Origin of the sequence: Pseudofrankia inefficax (assembly GCF_000166135.1) — a bacterium.
Lineage (GTDB): Bacteria > Actinomycetota > Actinomycetes > Frankiales > Frankiaceae > Pseudofrankia > Pseudofrankia inefficax.
Genome location: NC_014666.1, coordinates 6234189 through 6253126 on the forward strand (window position 1 = coordinate 6234189; position 18938 = coordinate 6253126).

Here is an 18938-nt window from a genome sequence, read left to right on the forward strand (position 1 = left end):
GCCGGCGGGGCATCCTTCCGGGTGGCGGCGGCGACGAGGAGAACCTGCGATGGGTCAAGGACAGGCGCGGGACGGCCGCGTGCTGCTGGAGCGTGACGAGTCCCGCGGCATCGCCCGGCTCACCCTCGACAACCCGGCGCGGCGCAACGCCTACGACCCCGCGATGCGCGACCAGCTCGCCACCCACCTCGACGCCCTCGCCGACGACGACACCATCAAGGTCGTCATCCTGCGCGGCAGCGACGGCGTCTTCTCCACCGGCGCCGACATGGGCAACGCCTACGCCTGGTACGGCAACGACGCCAAAACCAACCCCGACGACAAAGCCGCGCGCACCCGACGCCCCAGCCAACGCCGCCGCCTCGCCGTGGACCGCCGGACCTTCGACTTCTACCACCAGTTCCTCGGCTACCCCAAGGTCACCGTCGCCGAGGTGAACGGCTACGCACTCGGCGGCGGCTTCGAACTCGCCCTCATGGCCGACATCGCCGTCGTCGGCGCGAGCACCCAGGTCGGCATGCCCGCCACACGCTTCCTCGGCCCGGCGCTCGGATCGCTGCACATGTTCTTTCACCGCCTCGGGCCCGTCACCGCCCGACGCCTCCTGCTCACCGGCGACATCATCACCGCGGGCGACCTCGCCCACCTCGGCGTCTTCACCGAGGTCGTCGACGACGGCAGCGTCACCGCCCGAGCCGAGTACTGGGCCCGCAAAACCGCGAAGATGCCCGCCGACGGCATCACCATCGCCAAAGAAGCCTTCCGCCTCGTCGAACAACTCCAGGCCTACCAAGGCGAAGAAACCACCAGCTACCTCATCCACGCCTACGGCACCAACCTCCGCTTCGAAGACGACGAATTCAACTTCGTCAAAACCCGCGCCCAACACGGCACCAGGAAAGCCTTCCAACTCCGCGACGCCCACTTCGACATCACCGACGAACCACTCTTCACCACCCCCAACGGCCAGGCCCCCGAAAGCCAGGTCCCCGGGAGCCGGGCGCCCGAGGGCCGGGAGCCGACGTTCGGAGCACCCACCGGCTGAGGCCTCGCCGCCTCGCCTATCGTCGGGCCAACCCGCTGAGAGGAATCCACTGGTGCTCATTCCCTTTGACGACTACCCGGTGCACCAGACCGCGCTTCCACTCGCGCATGCCGGCGACGGCCACCCGGACCAGTACGACCGGTTCTGGTTCAACGGCTACGACGAGAACATGTACTTCGCGGTCGCGCTCGGCCTCTACCCGAACCGCGGCATCATCGACGCCGCGTTCAGCGTCGTCCACGACGGCGTCCAGCGGTCCGTGTTCGCCTCCGGCCGGATCCCGCTGGACCGCACCCAGACGAGAATCGGCCCGATCTCCATCGAGATCGTCGAACCCATGCGGGTCGCCCGGATCGTGGTCACCGCCCCGGAGCACGGGCTCGTGGCGGACCTCACCGCGACCGCCCGTACGTCCGCGTACGAGGAGCCCCGCCAGACCCGGCACGCCGGCACCGTGATGGTCATGGACGTCACCCGGGCCACCCAGCTGGTCACCTGGTCGGGCACCGTCTCCTCCGGTGGCACGGACATTCCGATCGGCGTGCCCACCTACGGCACCAAGGACCGTTCCTGGGGTATCCGCGGCGTCGGCGACCCCGCTCCGGCCGCTCCCCGCAACGTGCCGCCGCAGCTGTGCTTCTTCTGGGCCCCGCTGAACTTTCCCGACCAGTGCCTGCACTACCTGCGCTTCGAGGACGCCCGCGGCGTGCCGTGGTCCGAGACCGCGGCCGTCCTGCCCGTGCTGGGGGACGAGGCACCGATCTTCGGCGCCGAGACGGGGATTCGCCGGCTGGACGGGGTTCACCACGAGATCCGCTGGGCCCCGGGGCTGCGTCGTTCCGAAGGCGCCACGATCCGGCTCGGGGCCGGCGAGACCGTCGAGCTGGAGCCCATCCGGACGTTCCGGATGAAGGGCGTCGGCTATCTCCACCCGACCTGGGGCCACGGGAAGTGGCACGGTGAGCTGGCCGTCGGCGGTGAGGCCCACAAGACCGCCGACCTCGACGTCCTCGCGTTCGACACCGTGCACGTGCAGCAGGTGATGCGCGCGACCTGGGGTGACCGGACCGGCCTCGGCGTCCTCGAACAGGTCGTCATCGGCCCCTACGCCCCCGGCGGCTTCACCGAGCTCCTCGACGGCGCCGCGCCGAGGACGGCGCCCAGCTAGGCGGTGCGCAGCGAGTCGACGATCGTCGTCAGCTCGCCGATGAGCCGCAGGGCGGTCGGGATGTCGATGCCGTAACGCTGGAAGACCCGCTGCGGCACGTCGGCGGCCTGCGCCCGCAGGGCCTTTCCCTGTTCGGTCAGGGAGACCAGGACCCGCCGCTCGTCCGCCGGGTCCCGGGTCCGGTCGGCCAGGCCGAGATCTTCCAGGCGCTTGAGCAGCGGGGTCAGCGTGCCGCTGTCGAGGTGCAGGCTCGCGCCGATGTCGCCGACCGTCCGCGGCTCCTGCGCCTCCCAGAGCACCAGCATCGTGAGGTACTGCGGGTAGGTGAGGCCGAGCTCCGCGAGGACCGGCCCGTAGGCCCGGATCGCGTAACGGCTCGCGCTGTAGAGCGCGAAGCACAGCTGGTTGCCGAGCTCCAGCTGCGGGAGGCGATCGGCCATGCCGTAGACGTTACAGGTCACCCCCGGTTCATTTGGCGGCTCTGGGCGCTTGCTTCGCGACGGCTGCCTGCGCGGGGCCGATCCGCCGGCCGGTGCCTGACCGCCGACCCACGCCGTCCCGGTGCGCGGCGGGCGGCGCTAGGGATGGGCGAGGCGCGCGGCCGCCGTGAGCAGCTCCGTCGCGAGGGCCGCGTCGCCGCTGATCGCGGCGCGCGCCGCCTCGGGGGCCCGCCGGTCCGCGGCCACCAGGCAGAACTCGACCGTGTCGAGGACCAGCCCGGCCGTCGGCTCGGCCGCCCCGAGCCCGGCGGGCGGCGGGCCACCGACGTGGACGAGCCAGGCGCCCCCGCCAGGCCCGGTCAGCGTGAGGCGCACGGCACCGGCCGGCGCCGTGGCGGCGCGGGCCGGCAGGGCGCCGAGCAGTCCCGCCGCGAGATCGGCCATCGCGGCGAGGCTGTCGGCGGGCGGCGCCGGCACCGTCAGGCCGGCCGCGACGCCGAGGTCGCGGGCGTGGATCCAGGTCTCGAAGGCACGCGCGACCAGGTGGGAGCCGACGGGCAGGCGGAGTCCGTCGACCTCGACCCACGCGTCCGCGAGCTCGGGCTCGGCCCGGATCCGCTCGGCCACGGCCGCGATGCCGTCGCGCCACAGCCGCGCGACGCGGGCCCGCGGCCAGCCGTCCACCCAGCGCAGCAGCCGTTCGGTGTGGGCCACCAGGTCGACGCCCGCGGCCACGGGTGGGTCGACCGCGATCGCGACCGCGCTGGCCACCAGGGCGTTGCCCGCGGCCACGTGGGTGACCAGATCGCCCAGCCGCCAGGTGAGGACCGGGCTGGGCCGCAGCAGGAGATCGTCGTTCACCTCGGCGAGCACCACGTCGAGCATCGCGGCCGTCGCCCCGAAAGCGGCGGCGAACGCGGGCAGCTCGGGTGCCGGGCGCCGACGGGCGCGGGCGGCGGCGAGCACCCGCGGCAGCGCGGGAGCGGCTCCGGGCTCGGGCTCGTCCCCCGGCGCGCGCAGCAGCCGCTCGATTTCCCGGCGCTCGGCCTCGGCCCGCGCGCAGGCCGGGCAGGCGTCAACGTGGTCGGCCAGCGGACCGACGTCCGCCGCGTCGCACAGGTGCGACGCCAGCCTGGTCAGGTTGCCCGGATGCGGGTCGGACGCCGGCGCGCCGGCCGCGTGCCCATCAGAGGTCGTCATCCGCCGATACCTTCCTCGGCGAGAGCCCGGGCGATGCGCGCCAGTGCGCTGCGCATTCGTGATTTCGCCGTACCCTCCGGGATTCCGAGCTCGGCCGCTACTTCACGGTAGGTCATCCCCCGGTAGAACGCCAACTCGACCGCGGTCCGCAGGGACTCGGGAAGACCGGCGACGGTGTGCCGTACCCGGCAGAAGGTGTCTGCCACCTCCACTGTTTCGGCGGCACTCGGGACCGCCTCCTGCGGCGGCCCGAACCGCCCGGCCGCGGCCCGTTGACGTTCCTCCGCACGCACCCAGTCGACGGCCCGGCGGTGCGCCAGCATTGCCAGCCAGGTTCGCAGAGCGGCCCGGTTCGGGTCATAGCGCAGCGGCCGTTCCCAGAGATACCCGAACACGTCCTGAACGATGTCGCCGGCGGCGTCCCGGTCGCGGGTAACCCGCTGGGCAAGCGTATGAACAAGTTTTCCAAACAGCCGGTAGGCCTCGCACAATGCGGTCTCGTCACCGGCGACCAGCCGTCTGTGCAGTTCCGCGTCCGCCGACGCCGTCTCGGTCGTCGGCCGCGGGCGGTCCCCCGTCACCACACGTCCACCCCCCTGGAGGGAGGTGATTCTAACGTGGACGCTGTTCCCGACTGGGTGAACTTCTCGGGTCGGGGCCGCGTCGTGCCGGCTCACAGCCCGGCCCCGACCTCAGGAGACTTCAGCCGGCGAGCAGCGCGGCCCAGTGCGCGGTGTCGAAGTACTCGGTCATCCGTGTCGCCTTACCGTCGGCGAGCGCCCAGTCGTGGACGAAGCCCAGCGTGACGACGTGGCCGGAATCCGACCGGGCCTCCAGCAGGCCGAACGCGACGACGCGGTCCCCTGACTCCACGAACTCCAAAGGCCGCACCGCCATGTGCTCGCCATAGGCCGCGAGCACCTTGCCGAAGAAGGACTGCACCTCTCCGTGGCCCTTGTAGACGCCGGCCAGGTCCCGTGGCGACCCGGACGGAGACGTCCACTCGATGTCCGGCGCGAACCTGGCGAACAGGTCCACGACGTCGCCCCGGGAAAAGGCCTCGTAGCCGCCCTTGATGATCTCGGTGTTCGTCACCCGAAAGCCTCCGCTCAGCTCCCCGCCCCCGAATCGTGCGTGCGGGTCGCGAGCCATTCGCGTGGCGGGCGCCGACGGATCACCACCTTGCATGTGACCTGGATCACATGACGACCGGACTGGCGCCGTCCGGACCGTTGGGGATCAGCCGGCCAGGGTCTGGACCGAGACCTCCCACAGGCGGGCGGCGGCCTCGGGGTCGAGCGCGAACGGGGCGACGCCGTTGCGGGCGGTGAGCACGCCGACCTCCGCCTCGTTGCAATCCTCGAAGTAGCGCCCGCCGACGCCGTCGAGCAGCGGCGCGGTCGCGACCAGGACGGAGGTGGCGGCGCCCTGCTCGGGGGTCTTCCACTTCAGGCCGCCACCACCGGCCGCGGTCCGCATCTGCTCCAGCACCTCGTCGGGCACGTACCGCTGCAGGTTCGTGCGAATCCCGCCCGGCATGAGCGCGTTGACGGTGATCCCGTCGGTGGCCCACCGCTTGCTGGCCTCGACGGCGAACAGCACGTTGGCCGTCTTCGACTGCCCGTAGGCCGAGAACGGGTCGTACGGGCGGCGCTCGAAGTGGATGTCATCGAAGACCACCGGAGACCGGTGGTGCGCGCTGGAGCTGACCGACACGACCCGGGCCCGGCCGGCCGAGGCGAGCGCGTCGTGCAGCCCGACGGCGAGGGCGAAGTGGCCCAGGTGGTTGGTCGCGAACTGCATCTCCCAGCCCTCGGGCGTGCGCGCCAGCGGGGAGGCCATGACGCCGGCGTTGTTGACGAGGATGTCCAGCGGCCCGTCCCAGCCGGCGACGAAGGCGGCGACCGACGCCTGGTCGGCCAGGTCGAGCGGGGCGACCAGGATCTGCTTGCTGCCGGTGGCCGCCGTGAGGTCGGCGGCGACGCGGTCGCCGGCACCGACGTCGCGAACGGCCAGCGTCACTTCGGCGCCGGCGCCGGCCAGGGCCCGCGCCGTCTCGACGCCGATCCCCGAGGCACCGCCCGTGACGACGACGCGTCGGCCCGTGAGGTCGATGCCCTCGATCACCTCCGCGGCGGTCGACCCGGCGGAAAACGAGGTGGTGATCCGGTCGGTCATGGCGTGCTCCCGTCGGTACGCTTAACCGGAGGTTCCTCCGGTCCGTCGACCACACTAACCGGAGGTTCCTCCGCTTCATTCCGGAGGTGATGTGATGGCGGCCACGCGGGCCCTGCGCGCCGACGCCCAGCGCAATCGGGACCGGCTGCTGGAGGTCGCCGTCCGGGCGCTGTCCCAGGCCGGTCCCGACGTGCCGCTGGAGGCGATCGCGAAAGAGGCCGGCGTGGGGATCGGCACGCTCTACCGGCACTTCCCCAGCCGGGAGGCGCTGGTCGACGCGGCCTACCGTAACGAGCTCGACCGGCTGGCCGACGCCGTCGACGACCTCCTGCGCGACCTGCCGCCCGACCGCGCCCTGCGCGCCTGGATGGACCGGTTCGTCGACTACCTCGCCGCCAAGCGCGGCATGGGCGACGCACTGCGCGCGCTCATCGCCTCCGGTGGTGACCCGTTCGCGCACAGCCGCGACCGGCTGACCACCGCCGTCGGGACGCTGCTGCGAGCCGGAGCCGCGGCCGGGACGCTGCGCGCGGACGTGGCTCCCGACGACATCCTGGTCAGCCTCAGCGCGCTGTCCCTCGCCTCCGCCGACCGCGGCGACCGCGACCAGGCCGGCCGCCTGCTGGACCTCCTCATGGACGCGCTACGCGTCCGCGCCTGACCCCACAGTCGCGCCGGGAGCACGGAGACAGCGCCGCTCCCGCCAGGCCTTCCCGCTCCACACCTTGATCTTGATCGCGAGTTTGGCCCTCGAACGGTTGCGGCCAGGCCGGATTCACGACCACCCGAGGGCTTGAACGGCGATCACCGCGCCGGGCCGCGCTGGCCTTACTTCGGTTTCTGGGACGCGGCGGCGTCGGGGCGCAGGTCCGCGAGGCTGAGTTGATGCGCCGGCTTGTCGGGCACCGCGATCCGGCGGGTGATCCGCAGGTCGGGCCCGGCATGCAGCAGCTCGCCGGGCTCCATCGGGCGCCACGTCGGGCTGTCGTCCATCTGTTCGCTGGCGATGACGAGCGCGGGCGCGGCGGCCAGGTCGTGGGAGTGGACGCGCATCCGGCCGTTCGTGCCGCTGTGGTCGAGGTGCCGGTCGCCGTGGTGGCCGCCGGCCTGCCGTTCGAGCGTGTACAGCTGGTGGGTGTCGGGATAGCGCAACGCCCAGAGCTCACGCGGGGTCGTGACGATCAGGTTGAGGGAATAGAGCGGCAGGTTCGCCGCGACCCAGCGGGCCGCGCGTTCGATGCCGGTGGCCACGTCCCCGGAACTCCGGATCTCACGGGTGATCAGGGCGAAGAACCGCTCGGAGTCCGTGTCGCCCTTCACCAGTGCTCGGTCCGCGCCTAGTTCGGCGTCAAGCTGGTCCAGGCCCTCGAGCACCCCGTTGTGCGCGAACATCCGCCCCTCCTGCTCGAAGGGATGGGTGTTGCGCTGTTCCACCGCTCCGGTCGAGGCGAATCGGATGTGAGCGAGGAAGGTGGCTGATTCGACGTTCCGGGCCTCCTGCGCGAAGCCTCGGTCCTCGTAGGCCGCGATCGGCGCCTTGTACAGCTCCGGAGCGCCGTCGGGGTCGAAGAAGCCGATCCCGGCTCCGTCCGGCTCCTCGTGGCTCTGGTCGCTGAGGCTGTCCGGGGCGTCCAGTAGCCAGAACGTGGCGCGGGTGCGCAGTGGCGCGCTGCTCATTCCGAACAGACGACACATGCGGCACCACGCTCCCCGTCGGTCGTGCGCCGCCGGCCTGGGCCGACGGTCGTGGGCCGGGTGGGCCGGCCCGCGTGCATCATCGCCGACGACCGACCCGGCGGCCGCCACGGCGCGACGAGCGAGGGCCGGCCTGGCCGCGGCGGCGAGCCGACAGCCGGTAGGCGGCCAGCAGGGCGGCTGCCCCCGTCGCGCACCCGCAGACCGGGAAGACGATCAGGGCGGACGCGGCACCGGCGTGGTCGACGAGCGCGCCGGCCAGCGGGGCTCCGGCGGCGACGCCGACGCCGTTCGCGATCACCACCCAGCCGAAGCCCTCGGTCCGCCGGTGCGCCGGGACCAGTTCGCCGACGATCGCGGTGGAGCTGATGATCAGGGGCGTCAGCGGCAGACCGGCGATGACGACCGCGACGACCACGGCGTTGATGCCGCCGACCGAGGCGGCCAGCGGCGCCACCGAGGCGGTGACGGCGAACAGGCCTCCCGCCACCCCGAACCGGCGCGGCAGGCTGGAGCGCCAGCGCACCATCCCGTAGCAGATGCCGGCCAACAGGTTGGACGCCGTCAGTGTGCTCGGCAGCAGTCCGGACGCGGCTCCCCAGCCATGCGCGCGGCCGTAGGCCACCAGGGCGACGTCCGAGGCGCCGAAGAACATCCCGAGCGCGGCCGCCGAGGCCAGCAGTGGAACCAGCCCTTCGATCCGCCCCATCGACCGCTCCCGGCGGCCGGCCGCGCTGACCGACGACCCTTCGGTCGACGATGCCGCGGTCGAGGACGGCCCGACCGACGCCGGCCCCCCGCTCGCCGACCCGACGGCGGACCCGACGCCGGCCGGCGCGGCGGCCCGGTCCGCACCGGCGGGCCAGTCCGGCACGACAGCCAGGTCCGGCACGACGGACTGGGCCGGGAGCTGGTGGGCGGAGCCGGGCAGCGCCGTGAAGGCCGCGGTGCCGACGGCGGCGAGCACCAGCGCGGCCGCGGTCCCGGCGGACGGGGTGAGGCCGGCGAGCGCGCTGGCGGCGGCCGGGCCGGTGACGAAGGTGATCTCGTCGATCGCCGACTCCAGCGCGTACGCGGCGTCCAGCCGGGGCCCGACCGGCAGCCTGGCGGCCCAGCGCTGCCGCGCGACCGGGCCGACCTGCGGAAGGGTCGCGCCGGTGGCGACCGCGGCCACGAGCAGCACGGGCACCGGTGCGGCCACGACCGCGGCGACGAGGAACGCGACGCCAGCGACGACGTGGGCGGTGGCGAGCAGCGGAAGGACCGCGCGGGGGCCGAGCCGGTCGATGCGCCGGCCGATCACCGGGCCGGCCGCCGCGCCGGCCAGCGCGATCGCGGCGGTCGTCAGGCCGGCGAGGCGGTACGAGCCGGTGGTCGCCGCCACCAGCAGCATGCCGCCCACACCGATCATGGCGACCGGCAGCCGGGCCAGCAGCCCCGCGACCATCATCGGCCGGGTACCCGGCTGGTTGATCAGCCACCGGTAGGCGGCGGCGCCGGACTGGGGCGGTTCGGTGGCCACGGGCGCGCGCTGGGAACAGGCCTCAGGCCGGCGCCCGGCCGCGACGGGCCGGTCCGGCGCGGCGGGAATCGTGGGGACGGCGACAGTAGGGACGGAAATCGGTGCGGACGTGCTGAGGTCAGACGTGACGCTCATCGGGCATACCTCGCGACCGAGGCGCAACGGGCGCTCAGCCGGCGGGGTGACGGGTCCCGGATGCGTCGACTCGGCCACGCCCGACCGCCGGCACGCCGCGCAGCGGCCGGCGCCTCCGTCAAGGTGTCTCGGAGGCGGGCCTGGTCCGCGAAAGCGCGTCGAGCCTGAGGAGGACCTCGACTACTGACGGTCACGCGGACTACTGGTCGGCTCGGTGCGGCGCGGTCGCGTAGCACGAAAGCCGACAAATCATAGCATCGCCTGGCGGCTGGAAGGGAGCCCTCAACATCCCGGATTCAGCCACGCCCTGTCGCCAGGCCGGTCGGCTCCGCATAGCCTTTGCGGCGTGGCGCTGCACAGGCAAGCGGTGGGAGACCAGGCGAACGCGCGGCTGGCGGTCCGCCCGCAGTTCCGCTGGCCCGCGGGGCAGGCGCGCCCAGGCGAGGAGACCGGCGGCGAGCTGCCGCGCTACCGCATCCCGGCCGGGCCGACGGACCCGGAGACGGCCTACCAGCTGGTGCACGACGAGCTGATGCTCGACGGGAACGCCCGGTTGAACCTCGCCACGTTCGTGACGACCTGGATGGACCCGCACGCCGACCGGCTGATGGCCGAGTGCGCCGCCAAGAACATGATCGACAAGGACGAGTACCCGCAGACCGCCGAGCTGGAGGCGCGCTGCGTGAGCATGCTCGCCGACCTCTGGCACGCCGCGGACGCGGCCGACGCGGTCGGCTGCTCGACGACCGGCTCGTCCGAGGCGGGCATGCTCGCCGGTCTGGCGATGACCCGCCGGTGGCGGGCCGCGCGCCGCGCCGCGGGCCTGCCGGCCGACCGGCCGAACCTGGTGATGGGCGCGAACGTGCAGGTCTGCTGGGAGAAGTTCGCCCGCTACTGGGACGTCGAGGCCCGGCTGGTGCCGCTCGCGCCCGGGCGCACCCACCTCACCGCCGACGAGGCCGTCCGGCACTGCGACGAGAACACCGTCGGCGTCGTCGCGATCCTCGGCTCGACGTTCGACGGGACGTACGAGCCGGTCGCCGAGATCGCGGCGGCGCTCGACCGGCTCGCGGCCGGCGGCGGTCCCGACGTGCCGGTCCACGTCGACGCCGCGTCCGGTGGTTTTGTCGCTCCCTTCTGCGACCCAGACCTGCTCTGGGACTTCCGGCTCGACCGGGTGGTCTCGATCAACGCGTCGGGCCACAAGTTCGGCCTGGTCTACCCGGGCGTCGGCTGGGTGCTGTGGCGCGACCGCGAGCACCTGCCCGAGGAGCTCGTCTTCCACGTCGACTATCTCGGCGGGACGATGCCGACGTTCGCGCTCAACTTCTCCCGCCCCGGCGCGCAGGTCGTCGCCCAGTACTACTCGCTGCTGCGCCACGGCCGCGAGGGCTACCGGCAGGTGATCCAGGGCTGCCGGGACGTCGCGACCCGCCTGTCCGGCGAGATCGCCGAGATGGGGCCCTTCGCGCTGGTCTCCGACGGCGCCGGCGGCGGCATTCCCGCGTTCGCGTTCACGCTGCGCGACGCCGACGCGGCCGGGTTCAGCGTCTTCGACGTGTCGGAGCTACTGCGGACCCGGGGCTGGCAGGTTCCCGCCTACCGGTTCCCGCCGGCACTGCAGGAGCTCGCCGTGCTGCGGGTCGTCGTGCGCAACGGGTTCGGCCCGGACCTGGCCGATCTGCTGGTCGCCGACCTTCGCCGCGTCGTCGACCGGCTCACCGACGCGGGCCGCCCCGGCCCGCCGCCCGCCGAGGCCACGGCCGCGTTCCACCACTGACTCTCGGTGGCGGGCGCGCGGTGTGCAACTGGCCGGCGACCGATGAGTGGGCACGGGTTGCCCGGTCGAAAGAGGTGAGCGTGCCGGTGAGACGACGGCGGCTCACCCCCTACGAGCGCGGGAGCAGCCTGATGGCCACCGAACAGACCGTCGCGAAGATCCACGGACCGGCGTCCTACTTCCCGTCGATCGAGAAGAAGTACGGCCGCCCGATCGCCGAGTGGAAGGCGATCATCCGGGCGAGTGGCCTCACCCGGCACATGGAGCTGGTCGGCTGGCTGAAGAAGGAGTACGGCCTGGGACACGGCCACGCCAACGCCCTCGTCGCCGACACGCTGGCCGCACGAACCTGACCGGGCGCGGCGCGGGTCTCAGCTCCTGCGCCGGACGATCAGCGGGTCGGTGGCCGCCGCGACGGCGTGCGCGCCCAGGTGCACCGCGCTCGCGGGCAGTTCGGCGCCGGCGTGTTGGAACCCGAACTGGGTGTAGATCGCGCACTGGTCGGTGAGATCGAAGCCGTCGATCCGGCCATGGTTGGTCAGGGTGAAGGTCAGCACGTGCCGGTCGGCCGAGAGATGGAAGGTGTCGCCCTTCTCCAGCGCGTAGGGGTGGGCGGTGATGGTCTGCGCGCTGCGGACGGTCCCGGTGAAGACCTCGGGACTTGTCGAGGGGTGGGTGACGCGCAGGTGCCAGCCGGTGCCGTCATGCCAGACCCATACGCCGTCGACGCCGCCCGGGGTGATGCTCGGCGCGCCGATGACCTGGTCCGGCAGCGGCACGGAGCAGTGGTTCTGGCGGGCGTCGGCGGTGCCGGGCGCGGCCGGCGCGCCGGCCGCGGCCGCGCTGGTCGCGGCGACCGGGGCGACCGCGAGCGCGGGCTGGGCTGCCGCCGGCGCCGGATCGCCTGTGTCATCGGTTGCCGTGGCGGGTCGGGTCGGGACCGGGGCCGTCGTGGTCGCGCTGGAGGACGCGCTCTGCGCCTCGAGGGTGCCGGCCTGGCAGGCGGTCAGACCGGCGACCGTGGCGGCGGCAGCCAGGCTCACGAAGGTCGCGGTCAACGTGCGGTTGCGGTGGCGGGACATGTGGCTCCTCGACGTAGGCGTCGGTGACGACGACCAACGTGGTCCTTCAAGGCGAGAAGCGTGTGCGCGGAATGTTCGGGCTCGGTCAACCTCGGCTGGTTCTGGGCGGACGGGGCGTGGGCGGGTGAGGTCAGGCCGCCAGGAGCTCGCCCAGCCGGGTGACGGCGGGCCGCGAGTACAGGTGCAGCCTGTTGATGTCGAGCCCCTCGTCGCCCAGCACGACGAGCAGGTTGGTCTGACCGACGGCGTACACGACGATGTGCCCGCCCGCGCAGCGCGTGATGACCTCGCGCAGCTCGCCCATGCCGACCTCGGCGCCCGTGCTCTTGCCCAGGCCGAGCGCCACGGCGGCCATCGCGGCGAGGACCTCCGGGCGGACGTCGCTCGCGTCGTGGGTGACCAGCAGCCCGTCGACCGAGGCCACCGCGCTGTTGGTCACGCCGGCCACCTGCTCACGCAGCGTCATGAGTTCCGTGAGAACGGATTCGATATTCATCCGGCGCATTCATCGCATTCATTACGGGGCTCCCCGCGCAGAGAGCCGGACGACTGGTTCATCGAAGGCCAGGCCGTCACATGCTCAGTTCACGTTCGATCGCGCGCAGGCGATGGCGGGCCAATGCGAGGTTGGCGCGCGACCGGTCCAGCGCGAGGTAGAGGAAGAGCTGGCTCCCGCCACGGCTGAGCAGGCGGATGAGGTGGTACTGCCGGTCGAGGGTGATCAGGATGTCCTCGATCCCCTCCCGGACGCCCAGTGCCTCCAGGGTCCTGGCCTTGGCCCGGACGACCTCGGTGTTTCCCGCGGCGGCGATCTCCAGGTTCAGGGTGCGGCCACCCCCGGCGGCGCCCAGCATCATGCCGCTCTCGTAGTCGACCAGCGCCGCCCCCAGCGCGCCGTCGAGCCCCATTGCTTCCTTGAGCGCGGTCTCGATGTCCATGTCGCCGCCTTCCACCCGTGGGTGCTGGTTGATTGTCGGATGATAGTTTTTATAGTGTTATCTTTGGGAAGTTGTTGAGACACCTACCTGGGTTCAGTTTCGGCACCATATGCGGGAATCCGTAAACTTGTCGTAATGAATTACACGTTTGGGCTGGTGGCGTGACGAGACCGAGCTTCACGGTGGGTAGCGACCTGCTGCTGTCAGGGCTGTACCGCCTGGGCGAGACCGGGTTCTCCGGAGTGCTGCGGGTCGAGGGCGCCCGGGTCGGCGGGACGATCACGCTGAGCTCGGGCCTGGTGATCGCCGCCGACACCGCCGCGGCGCCCGGCCTGGAGTCGCTGCTGCTGCGCTCGGGCCGCGTCTCGGGCGAGGACTGGACCGAGACCTTCGCCGACGCCGCGCCGCGCGGCGAGCTGCGGGCCGCGCTGGTGCAACGCGGGCTGCTGGGCAGCGCGTCGATCCAGGTGCTCACGCAGACGGCCGCCGTGGACGCGGTGTTCGCGCTCGCGCTGGCCGAGGTCCACAGCTGCGTGCCGGAGCCGGCGGGATCCGTCCTGCCCCCGCTCGTGCCCATCTCGCCGGGGATGGACGTCGGGCGGATCGTGCGCGAGACACACCGCCGGCTGGCCGTCGTCGCCGGCTGGTACGAGCTCGGCCTGGATCCGCGGGTCCGGCCCTGGGTGACCACCGCGGCCCCACCGGTGGACCAGGCCCGCGCGGAGGTTCTCGCCCGCGTCAACGGCCGCCGGACCAGCCGCGACATCGCCTTCCTGCTCGGGCGCGGCCTGTTCGCCGTCATGTCCGACCTCGCGGTGCTGCTCCAGGACGGCCAGATCGCCCTCGCGCCGCCGACGACCGCCGCGACGTCCGCCCTGGCCGCGGCCAGCTGGCCCACCGACGCTGGCGCCCCCACGTCACCCGCCGAGGCCGCGTCACCCACCGAGACGGCGTCACCCGCCGAGGCGGCGGCCCCGGGCCCGGCCTTCGAGCCCACGGATACCCCGGCCGGCCCCCGGCGCAGGCTTCTGCTCACCCGCCGCAACCCCCGCGACGCCCCATAACCCCAGGCGACGCCCGGAGGCCTCCGCGCCGCGGGTGGATGCCGCGTGACCTGGGTTTTCTCGCTCGCTCCGAGGGGAGGAGCCCGCTTGCGTCGGCGCCGGCCGCCGCCCCTGATCTTGCTCGGTCCGGGGGGACGTCGTGAGACTGGTTGTGGACCTCACCCGCTGTCAGGGATACGCGCAGTGCGCGTTCCTGGCTCCGGACGTGTTCAGGATGCAGGGTGACGAGGCGCTCTGGTACGACCCGGAGCCCGACGACTCCCGGCGGGAGCAGGTGCTGCGGGCCGCGGCCGCCTGCCCGGTCCAGGCCCTGCGGGTCGAGCCGGCGCGGATGGGTGATGTCACCGCCGGTACCTGGTCGACCCGCGACCGGGCCGGCCAGCTCAACGGGGTCGCCGACGGCGCGCTGACGCGCACCGGCCGGATCGTGATCGTCGGTGCCTCGCTCGCCGGCCTGCGGGCCGCGGTGACGCTGCGCCAGGAGGGTTTCGCCGGCTCGCTGACGGTGATCGGCGACGAGCCGAACGAGCCCTACGACCGTCCGCCGCTGTCGAAGCAGGTGGTGGACGGATGGGTCGCCGGTGGGCACACCGCGCTCCCCCGGCCGGGTGACCTCGCGGCGCGGTGGCGCCTGGGCGTGGCCGCGACCGGCCTGGACCTCGAGCGCAAGCGGGTCCTGCTGGCCGACGGCGAGCAGGTCGAGTTCGACCGCCTGCTGATCGCCACCGGCGCGCGGGCCCGGCCCTGGCCCGAGCCCGCCCAGGCCGCGCTGGACGGCGTGTTCGTGCTGCGCGGTGGGGGCGACGCCGCCGGCCTGCGGCAGCGGCTGGCGGCCAGGCCCCGCCGGGTGCTCGTGATCGGCGCCGGGTTCACCGGTTCCGAGGTCGCCTCGTCGTGCCGCGGGCTCGGGCTGCCGGTCACCGTCGCCGAGCGGGGCCAGGCGCCGCTGGTCGGGGCGCTCGGCCGGGCCGTCGGAGCCATCGCCGCCGACCTGCACCGCGAGAACGGCGTCGACCTGCGCTGCGGCGTGACGGTCACGGAGCTCGAAGGCGACGGCGCCGGGCGGCTGCGCGCCGCGCGCCTGTCGGACGGGACCGTGCTCGACGTCGACGTGGCCGTCGTCGCGCTCGGCAGCGTGCGCAACGTCGAATGGCTGGAGGACTCCGGGCTCGCCGCCGGGCCGTGGGGTGTCGGCTGTGACACCGGCTGCCGGGCCTTCACCGTGGACGGCATGGTCGCCGACGACGTGTTCGTCGCCGGCGACGTGGCACGCTGCCCGCACCCGGTGTACGACTACCAGTTCCTCGCGCTGGAGCACTGGGGCAACGCGGTCGCCCAGGGCGAGATCGCGGCCCACAACATGATCAACCCGCAGACCCGGCGGTGGCCGCACCTGGCGATCCCCAGCTTCTGGTCGACCCAGTTCGGCATCGAGATCAAGTCGGTGGGGGTGCCCACCTTCGCCGACGAGGTCGTCTTCGCCCAGGGCTCGGTGGCCGACCGGCGGTTCGTCGCCGTCTACGGGTGTCGCGGCCGGGTCACCGCGGCCGTCGCGTTCGACCAGGGCAAATGGCTCGGCTTCTACGAGGGGCTGATCAGGCAGGCCGCTCCGTTCCCGCCGGAGTTCCGGACCGTGGACCAGGCCGACGGCCGGCGGCCCGTGCCGGCGGGGATCTCCGAGACGCCGATGCTGGTCCGCCAGGCCACCGTCGTCGTCACCGGCCACAGCCCAGCCCAGCGCCGAGCCCAGTACGTCCGTCGGGACCATTGATCCGGCGGCCGACCTGACCCTGCACGCTCTCGCCGCCGCAACCACCGGAGGGGCCGCCATGGCGCCGGCCAGCGTCTTCGACCAGATCCTCGACTACGGCAGTCGGGCCGACCCGTATCCGCTGTACTCCGAGCTACGTCACACACCCGTTAGCCGCTCCGACGACGGCACCTTCGTCGTGAGCACCTACGCGGAGATCGCCGGTCTGCTGCACGACCCGCGGCTCAGCTCCGACCGGCGCAACCGGGCCGACCCGGCCATGGTGGACGGACCGGGCCTGCCGCCGGCGTTCATCGGCCTCGACCCGCCCGCACACGACCGGATCCGCCGGCTGCTGACCCGGCATTTCGGGCCGCCGCACAGCCCGGGCCGCGTCGCCGGCCTGGTCCCCGCGATGGCCGAGATCGCCGGCAGCCTGGCCGACGACCTGGCCGGCCGCGACCGGGTCGATCTGGTCGACGACTTCGCCTACCCGCTCCCGGTCACGGTCATCTGCCGGCTGCTCGGGGTGCCGCCCGAGGACGAGCCCCGCTTCCGGGTCTGGGCGGACGTCTCCGTGGCGGCGACCGACCCCGCGACCGGGGACCTCGCCACCCGGCTGAACCGCCGGGCCGGGGCCATGGTCGAGCTCGGCGGCTACCTCGGCGCGCTCGCCGACGCCGGGCGGCGCCAGCCCCGCGACGACCTGCTGTCCGGGCTCGCCACCGACGACGGCCCGGACGGCCGGCTGACACGCGAGGAGATCATGGCCAACGCGGCGTTGCTGCTGATCGCCGGCCATGAGACGACCGTCAACCTCATCGCGAACGGGATGCTCACCCTGCTGCGGCACCCCGAGATCCTCGCGCGGCTGCGCCGTGAGCCCGACCTCGCCACCCGGCTGGTCGAGGAGCTGCTGCGCTACGAGCCGCCGGTGCAGTACCTGCCCAACCGGACCGCGCTCGACGACCTCGAGATCGCCGGGACCACGATCCCGCGCGGCGCGGCGGTCGCGCTCGTCCTCGCCGCCGGGAACCGCGACCCCGGCCACGTCCACGACCCCGACCGGTTCGACCCGGACCGGCCGAACCTCGAACACCTCGGCTTCGGGGGCGGCGTGCACTACTGTTTCGGCGCCCCGCTGGCCCGGCTGGAGGCGCAGCTCGCGCTCACCGAGCTGGCCCGCCGGCTGGTGAACCCACGGCTGCTCGCCGACCCGCCGCCCTACCGGCCGAGCCCGGTGTTGCGCGGGCCCCGCCACCTGCCGGTCATGATCGACGACGTGACGCGGGGGCCGGCCCGGCCCCGCCAGCTGGTCTCCACCGGGCCGACCCGACGGCAGGCGCCCTGACCTGGTCTCCCGACGCGCACGGAGCCGCGCTGGCCGGGCCCACTCAGCCGGCCGGGCCGCGCTCGGAGAGCTCGACGTTGCCGCGCTGCAGCATCAGCCGGACGGCCGGGCCCTGGCCCGTGGGCGGCGAGCCGGCCGACGGCGGGTTGGCGAAGTACGCGACCAGGTTGCAGGCATACGGCGCCGCGCCGACCGTGACGCGGTAGCGCACCGGGTGTGGGCTGTCCCAGTGCACCCGCACCCCGTCGCGGCCGGGCCCGAGCAGCTCGTCCAGCTCGGCGCGGTGAGGTCCGCCGCCGGTCGGGGTGATCTGGAGGTCGGTCACCGAACCGTCCCGCTCGGAGATCTCCAACCGGTCCACCCCCGCCGGCGGCGGCATCAGCAGCCGGTAGCCGATCGCCTCCACCAGTTCGCCGGTCAGGCCGAACGCGGCGATCACGCGCTCGGCCGGGCTGCCCGCCACCGCGCAGAGCCGATGCGCCCAGTCCGCCACGACGATCGCGTCGAACCTGCCGCGGCCGGCCCGTGCGTCCCCGGCGACGCGCAGCGCCTCCGGCCCGACGAGCGGCCTCGTCCAGGCGGACGGCCAGTCCTCCAGGTCGAAACCGGGCCGGCCGTCGATGAGCAAGGTGTAGAGCGGCTCGGCCGGAAAGTCGTTGACCCGGATCGTCAGCTCGCTGCCCGCATGGTCAGCGCGGAAGGGGAACTCACCGTTCCCGGTGCGGCTCCACGCGATCGGCTGCTCCGGGAGCCGGCCGAACCCCGTCGCCATGTCCCTCCCCGGCCCGCCGAACACTTCGCGCCGGCGGGGTCGGGCCGAAGCATAACGGCACCGGCCGGCCGCGGGACGGGCCGATGATCCAGGCCGAAATCCGCTGGGACACCGGGCCTCGACTCCTTACCATCGGGCCGGTGTCCACCGCGGCAGGCGTCGAGCTGGTCCCCGTCGGCCCTGGGGCGGTCGGGGTCACCCACCGCCCGAGGCTCGCCTCGTTACCGGGCCTGCGGACCTCGTCCGTCACCCATCTCGTGACGTTGCTGTCCGCCCGCGAGGGAGCGGAAGGACTGGGTGGCGCGGCCGTCGCCGCCGGGTTGCGCTGGGTCTGGCTGCCCGTGCCGGACGGGAGGGAACCGACCCCGGCCACCCGGGCCACCATCGTCGCGGGGCTGGTGGAGCTCGCCGGCCTCGTGCGCGGCGGCGCCCACCTCGTGATCCATTGCTCGGCTGGCATCCACCGCACCGGGATGATCACCTACGCGCTGCTTCGCACCCTCGGCCTTGCGCCCGACGAGGCAGGGGCCGCGCTCGCCAGAATGCGCTCCGTCACGGCCGGCGGGCTGGGCGACCATCGCCTCGCCTGGGCCGAACAGCTCGCCGAACTGGCCACCGAGAGGCACGCGGTGGGCGCCCCCGGGGGACCTGCCGCCGACCGGGCCGCCGTCGACGATCTTCAGATGGGCGCCCAAGCGATGGTCACGAGCCCCGACGGCGGCCAGCCCGGTCCGGCTACAGGCCAGCCCGGTCCGGCCACGACCCAGTGGCCCGCCGAAGGGTCCTGGATGTCCTGACTGGGGCTTTCGTGCTCAGGA

At 73.4% G+C, this 18938-nt stretch carries 20 protein-coding genes; 9 read left to right on the top strand and 11 right to left on the bottom strand.

Annotated features, from left to right (window positions below):
• The first annotated feature begins 49 nt into the window (after nt 1–49).
• A complete protein-coding gene (locus FRAEUI1C_RS25140; RefSeq protein ID WP_013426173.1) occupies nt 50–1045 on the top strand; it encodes an enoyl-CoA hydratase/isomerase family protein in 996 nt (331 codons plus the stop codon).
• A 52-nt stretch (nt 1046–1097) separates the two neighbouring features.
• Nucleotides 1098–2213: an Rv3169 family protein gene (locus tag FRAEUI1C_RS25145; protein WP_013426174.1), complete on the top strand. Its 1116-nt coding sequence runs from the start codon at nt 1098–1100 to the stop codon at nt 2211–2213.
• On the opposite strand, the gene FRAEUI1C_RS25150 is transcribed toward FRAEUI1C_RS25145, so the two are convergent.
• The 5 genes from FRAEUI1C_RS25150 to FRAEUI1C_RS25170 form a co-directional block, all read right to left on the bottom strand.
• Nucleotides 2210–2653, bottom strand: coding sequence for a MarR family winged helix-turn-helix transcriptional regulator (locus FRAEUI1C_RS25150; RefSeq protein WP_049807254.1), 444 nt, complete (start codon nt 2651–2653; stop codon nt 2210–2212). The two genes, FRAEUI1C_RS25145 and FRAEUI1C_RS25150, sit on opposite strands and share 4 nt — an antisense overlap.
• 138 nt (nt 2654–2791) lie before the next feature.
• Entirely contained in the window at nt 2792–3853 is a 1062-nt protein-coding gene (locus FRAEUI1C_RS25155; RefSeq protein ID WP_013426176.1) for a maleylpyruvate isomerase N-terminal domain-containing protein, read from the bottom strand.
• Complete coding sequence (locus FRAEUI1C_RS25160) at nt 3850–4437, bottom strand: sigma-70 family RNA polymerase sigma factor (protein WP_013426177.1); 588 nt, start codon at nt 4435–4437, stop codon at nt 3850–3852. Before FRAEUI1C_RS25160 ends, FRAEUI1C_RS25155 begins: the two co-directional genes overlap by 4 nt.
• Nucleotides 4438–4555: 118 nt before the next feature.
• A complete protein-coding gene (locus FRAEUI1C_RS25165) occupies nt 4556–4948 on the bottom strand; it encodes a nuclear transport factor 2 family protein (protein WP_013426178.1) in 393 nt (130 codons plus the stop codon).
• A 144-nt stretch (nt 4949–5092) separates the two neighbouring features.
• The gene (locus FRAEUI1C_RS25170; protein WP_013426179.1) at nt 5093–6031 is read right to left on the bottom strand and encodes an SDR family NAD(P)-dependent oxidoreductase; all 939 of its coding nucleotides are present in this window, start codon (nt 6029–6031) and stop codon (nt 5093–5095) included.
• Between the two features lie 94 nt (nt 6032–6125).
• Here FRAEUI1C_RS25170 and FRAEUI1C_RS25175 point away from each other — a divergent pair, with 94 nt between their 5' ends.
• Nucleotides 6126–6692, top strand: coding sequence for a TetR/AcrR family transcriptional regulator (locus FRAEUI1C_RS25175; RefSeq protein ID WP_013426180.1), 567 nt, complete (start codon nt 6126–6128; stop codon nt 6690–6692).
• Between the two features lie 167 nt (nt 6693–6859).
• On the opposite strand, the gene FRAEUI1C_RS25180 is transcribed toward FRAEUI1C_RS25175, so the two are convergent.
• Entirely contained in the window at nt 6860–7726 is an 867-nt protein-coding gene (locus FRAEUI1C_RS25180) for a class II glutamine amidotransferase (RefSeq protein WP_013426181.1), read from the bottom strand.
• Between the two features lie 79 nt (nt 7727–7805).
• On the bottom strand, nt 7806–9383 hold the full coding sequence (locus tag FRAEUI1C_RS25185) for an MFS transporter (protein WP_013426182.1): 1578 nt from the start codon (nt 9381–9383) through the stop codon (nt 7806–7808).
• A gap of 346 nt (nt 9384–9729) precedes the next feature.
• Between FRAEUI1C_RS25185 and gad the strand changes: the two genes are divergently transcribed.
• Together gad and FRAEUI1C_RS25195 are read left to right on the top strand one after the other, a co-directional pair.
• Nucleotides 9730–11163, top strand: coding sequence for a glutamate decarboxylase (gad, locus tag FRAEUI1C_RS25190; RefSeq protein ID WP_041259641.1), 1434 nt, complete (start codon nt 9730–9732; stop codon nt 11161–11163).
• Between the two features lie 86 nt (nt 11164–11249).
• Nucleotides 11250–11516 (top strand): DUF4287 domain-containing protein, encoded by a 267-nt coding sequence (locus FRAEUI1C_RS25195; RefSeq protein ID WP_232425115.1) that lies wholly within the window; start codon nt 11250–11252, stop codon nt 11514–11516.
• Nucleotides 11517–11534: 18 nt separating this feature from the next.
• Here the strand turns inward: FRAEUI1C_RS25195 and FRAEUI1C_RS25200 are convergent, their stop codons facing one another.
• From FRAEUI1C_RS25200 to FRAEUI1C_RS25210, 3 genes are all read right to left on the bottom strand, one after another.
• Nucleotides 11535–12245 carry a hypothetical protein gene (locus FRAEUI1C_RS25200; protein WP_013426185.1) on the bottom strand — a complete coding sequence of 237 codons (711 nt, stop codon included), beginning with the start codon at nt 12243–12245 and terminating at the stop codon, nt 11535–11537.
• 130 nt (nt 12246–12375) lie between these two features.
• Complete coding sequence (locus tag FRAEUI1C_RS25205) at nt 12376–12741, bottom strand: roadblock/LC7 domain-containing protein (protein ID WP_041261394.1); 366 nt, start codon at nt 12739–12741, stop codon at nt 12376–12378.
• A 76-nt stretch (nt 12742–12817) separates the two neighbouring features.
• Complete coding sequence (locus FRAEUI1C_RS25210) at nt 12818–13183, bottom strand: hypothetical protein (RefSeq protein WP_013426187.1); 366 nt, start codon at nt 13181–13183, stop codon at nt 12818–12820.
• 161 nt (nt 13184–13344) lie between these two features.
• On the opposite strand from FRAEUI1C_RS25210, the gene FRAEUI1C_RS25215 reads away from it, so the two are divergent.
• The 3 genes from FRAEUI1C_RS25215 (at nt 13345) to FRAEUI1C_RS25225 (ending at nt 17348) form a co-directional block, all read left to right on the top strand.
• Nucleotides 13345–14247 carry a hypothetical protein gene (locus FRAEUI1C_RS25215; protein WP_232425116.1) on the top strand — a complete coding sequence of 301 codons (903 nt, stop codon included), beginning with the start codon at nt 13345–13347 and terminating at the stop codon, nt 14245–14247.
• Nucleotides 14248–14386: 139 nt separating this feature from the next.
• Nucleotides 14387–16018 (top strand): FAD-dependent oxidoreductase, encoded by a 1632-nt coding sequence (locus FRAEUI1C_RS25220; protein ID WP_013426189.1) that lies wholly within the window; start codon nt 14387–14389, stop codon nt 16016–16018.
• Nucleotides 16019–16076: 58 nt separating this feature from the next.
• A complete protein-coding gene (locus FRAEUI1C_RS25225) occupies nt 16077–17348 on the top strand; it encodes a cytochrome P450 (RefSeq protein WP_013426190.1) in 1272 nt (423 codons plus the stop codon).
• A 43-nt stretch (nt 17349–17391) separates the two neighbouring features.
• On the opposite strand, the gene FRAEUI1C_RS39110 is transcribed toward FRAEUI1C_RS25225, so the two are convergent.
• Entirely contained in the window at nt 17392–18120 is a 729-nt protein-coding gene (locus FRAEUI1C_RS39110) for a hypothetical protein (protein ID WP_013426191.1), read from the bottom strand.
• 140 nt (nt 18121–18260) lie between these two features.
• Here FRAEUI1C_RS39110 and FRAEUI1C_RS36665 point away from each other — a divergent pair, with 140 nt between their 5' ends.
• Nucleotides 18261–18917 carry a protein-tyrosine phosphatase family protein gene (locus tag FRAEUI1C_RS36665; RefSeq protein WP_198318628.1) on the top strand — a complete coding sequence of 219 codons (657 nt, stop codon included), beginning with the start codon at nt 18261–18263 and terminating at the stop codon, nt 18915–18917.
• Nucleotides 18918–18938 lie beyond the last annotated feature (21 nt).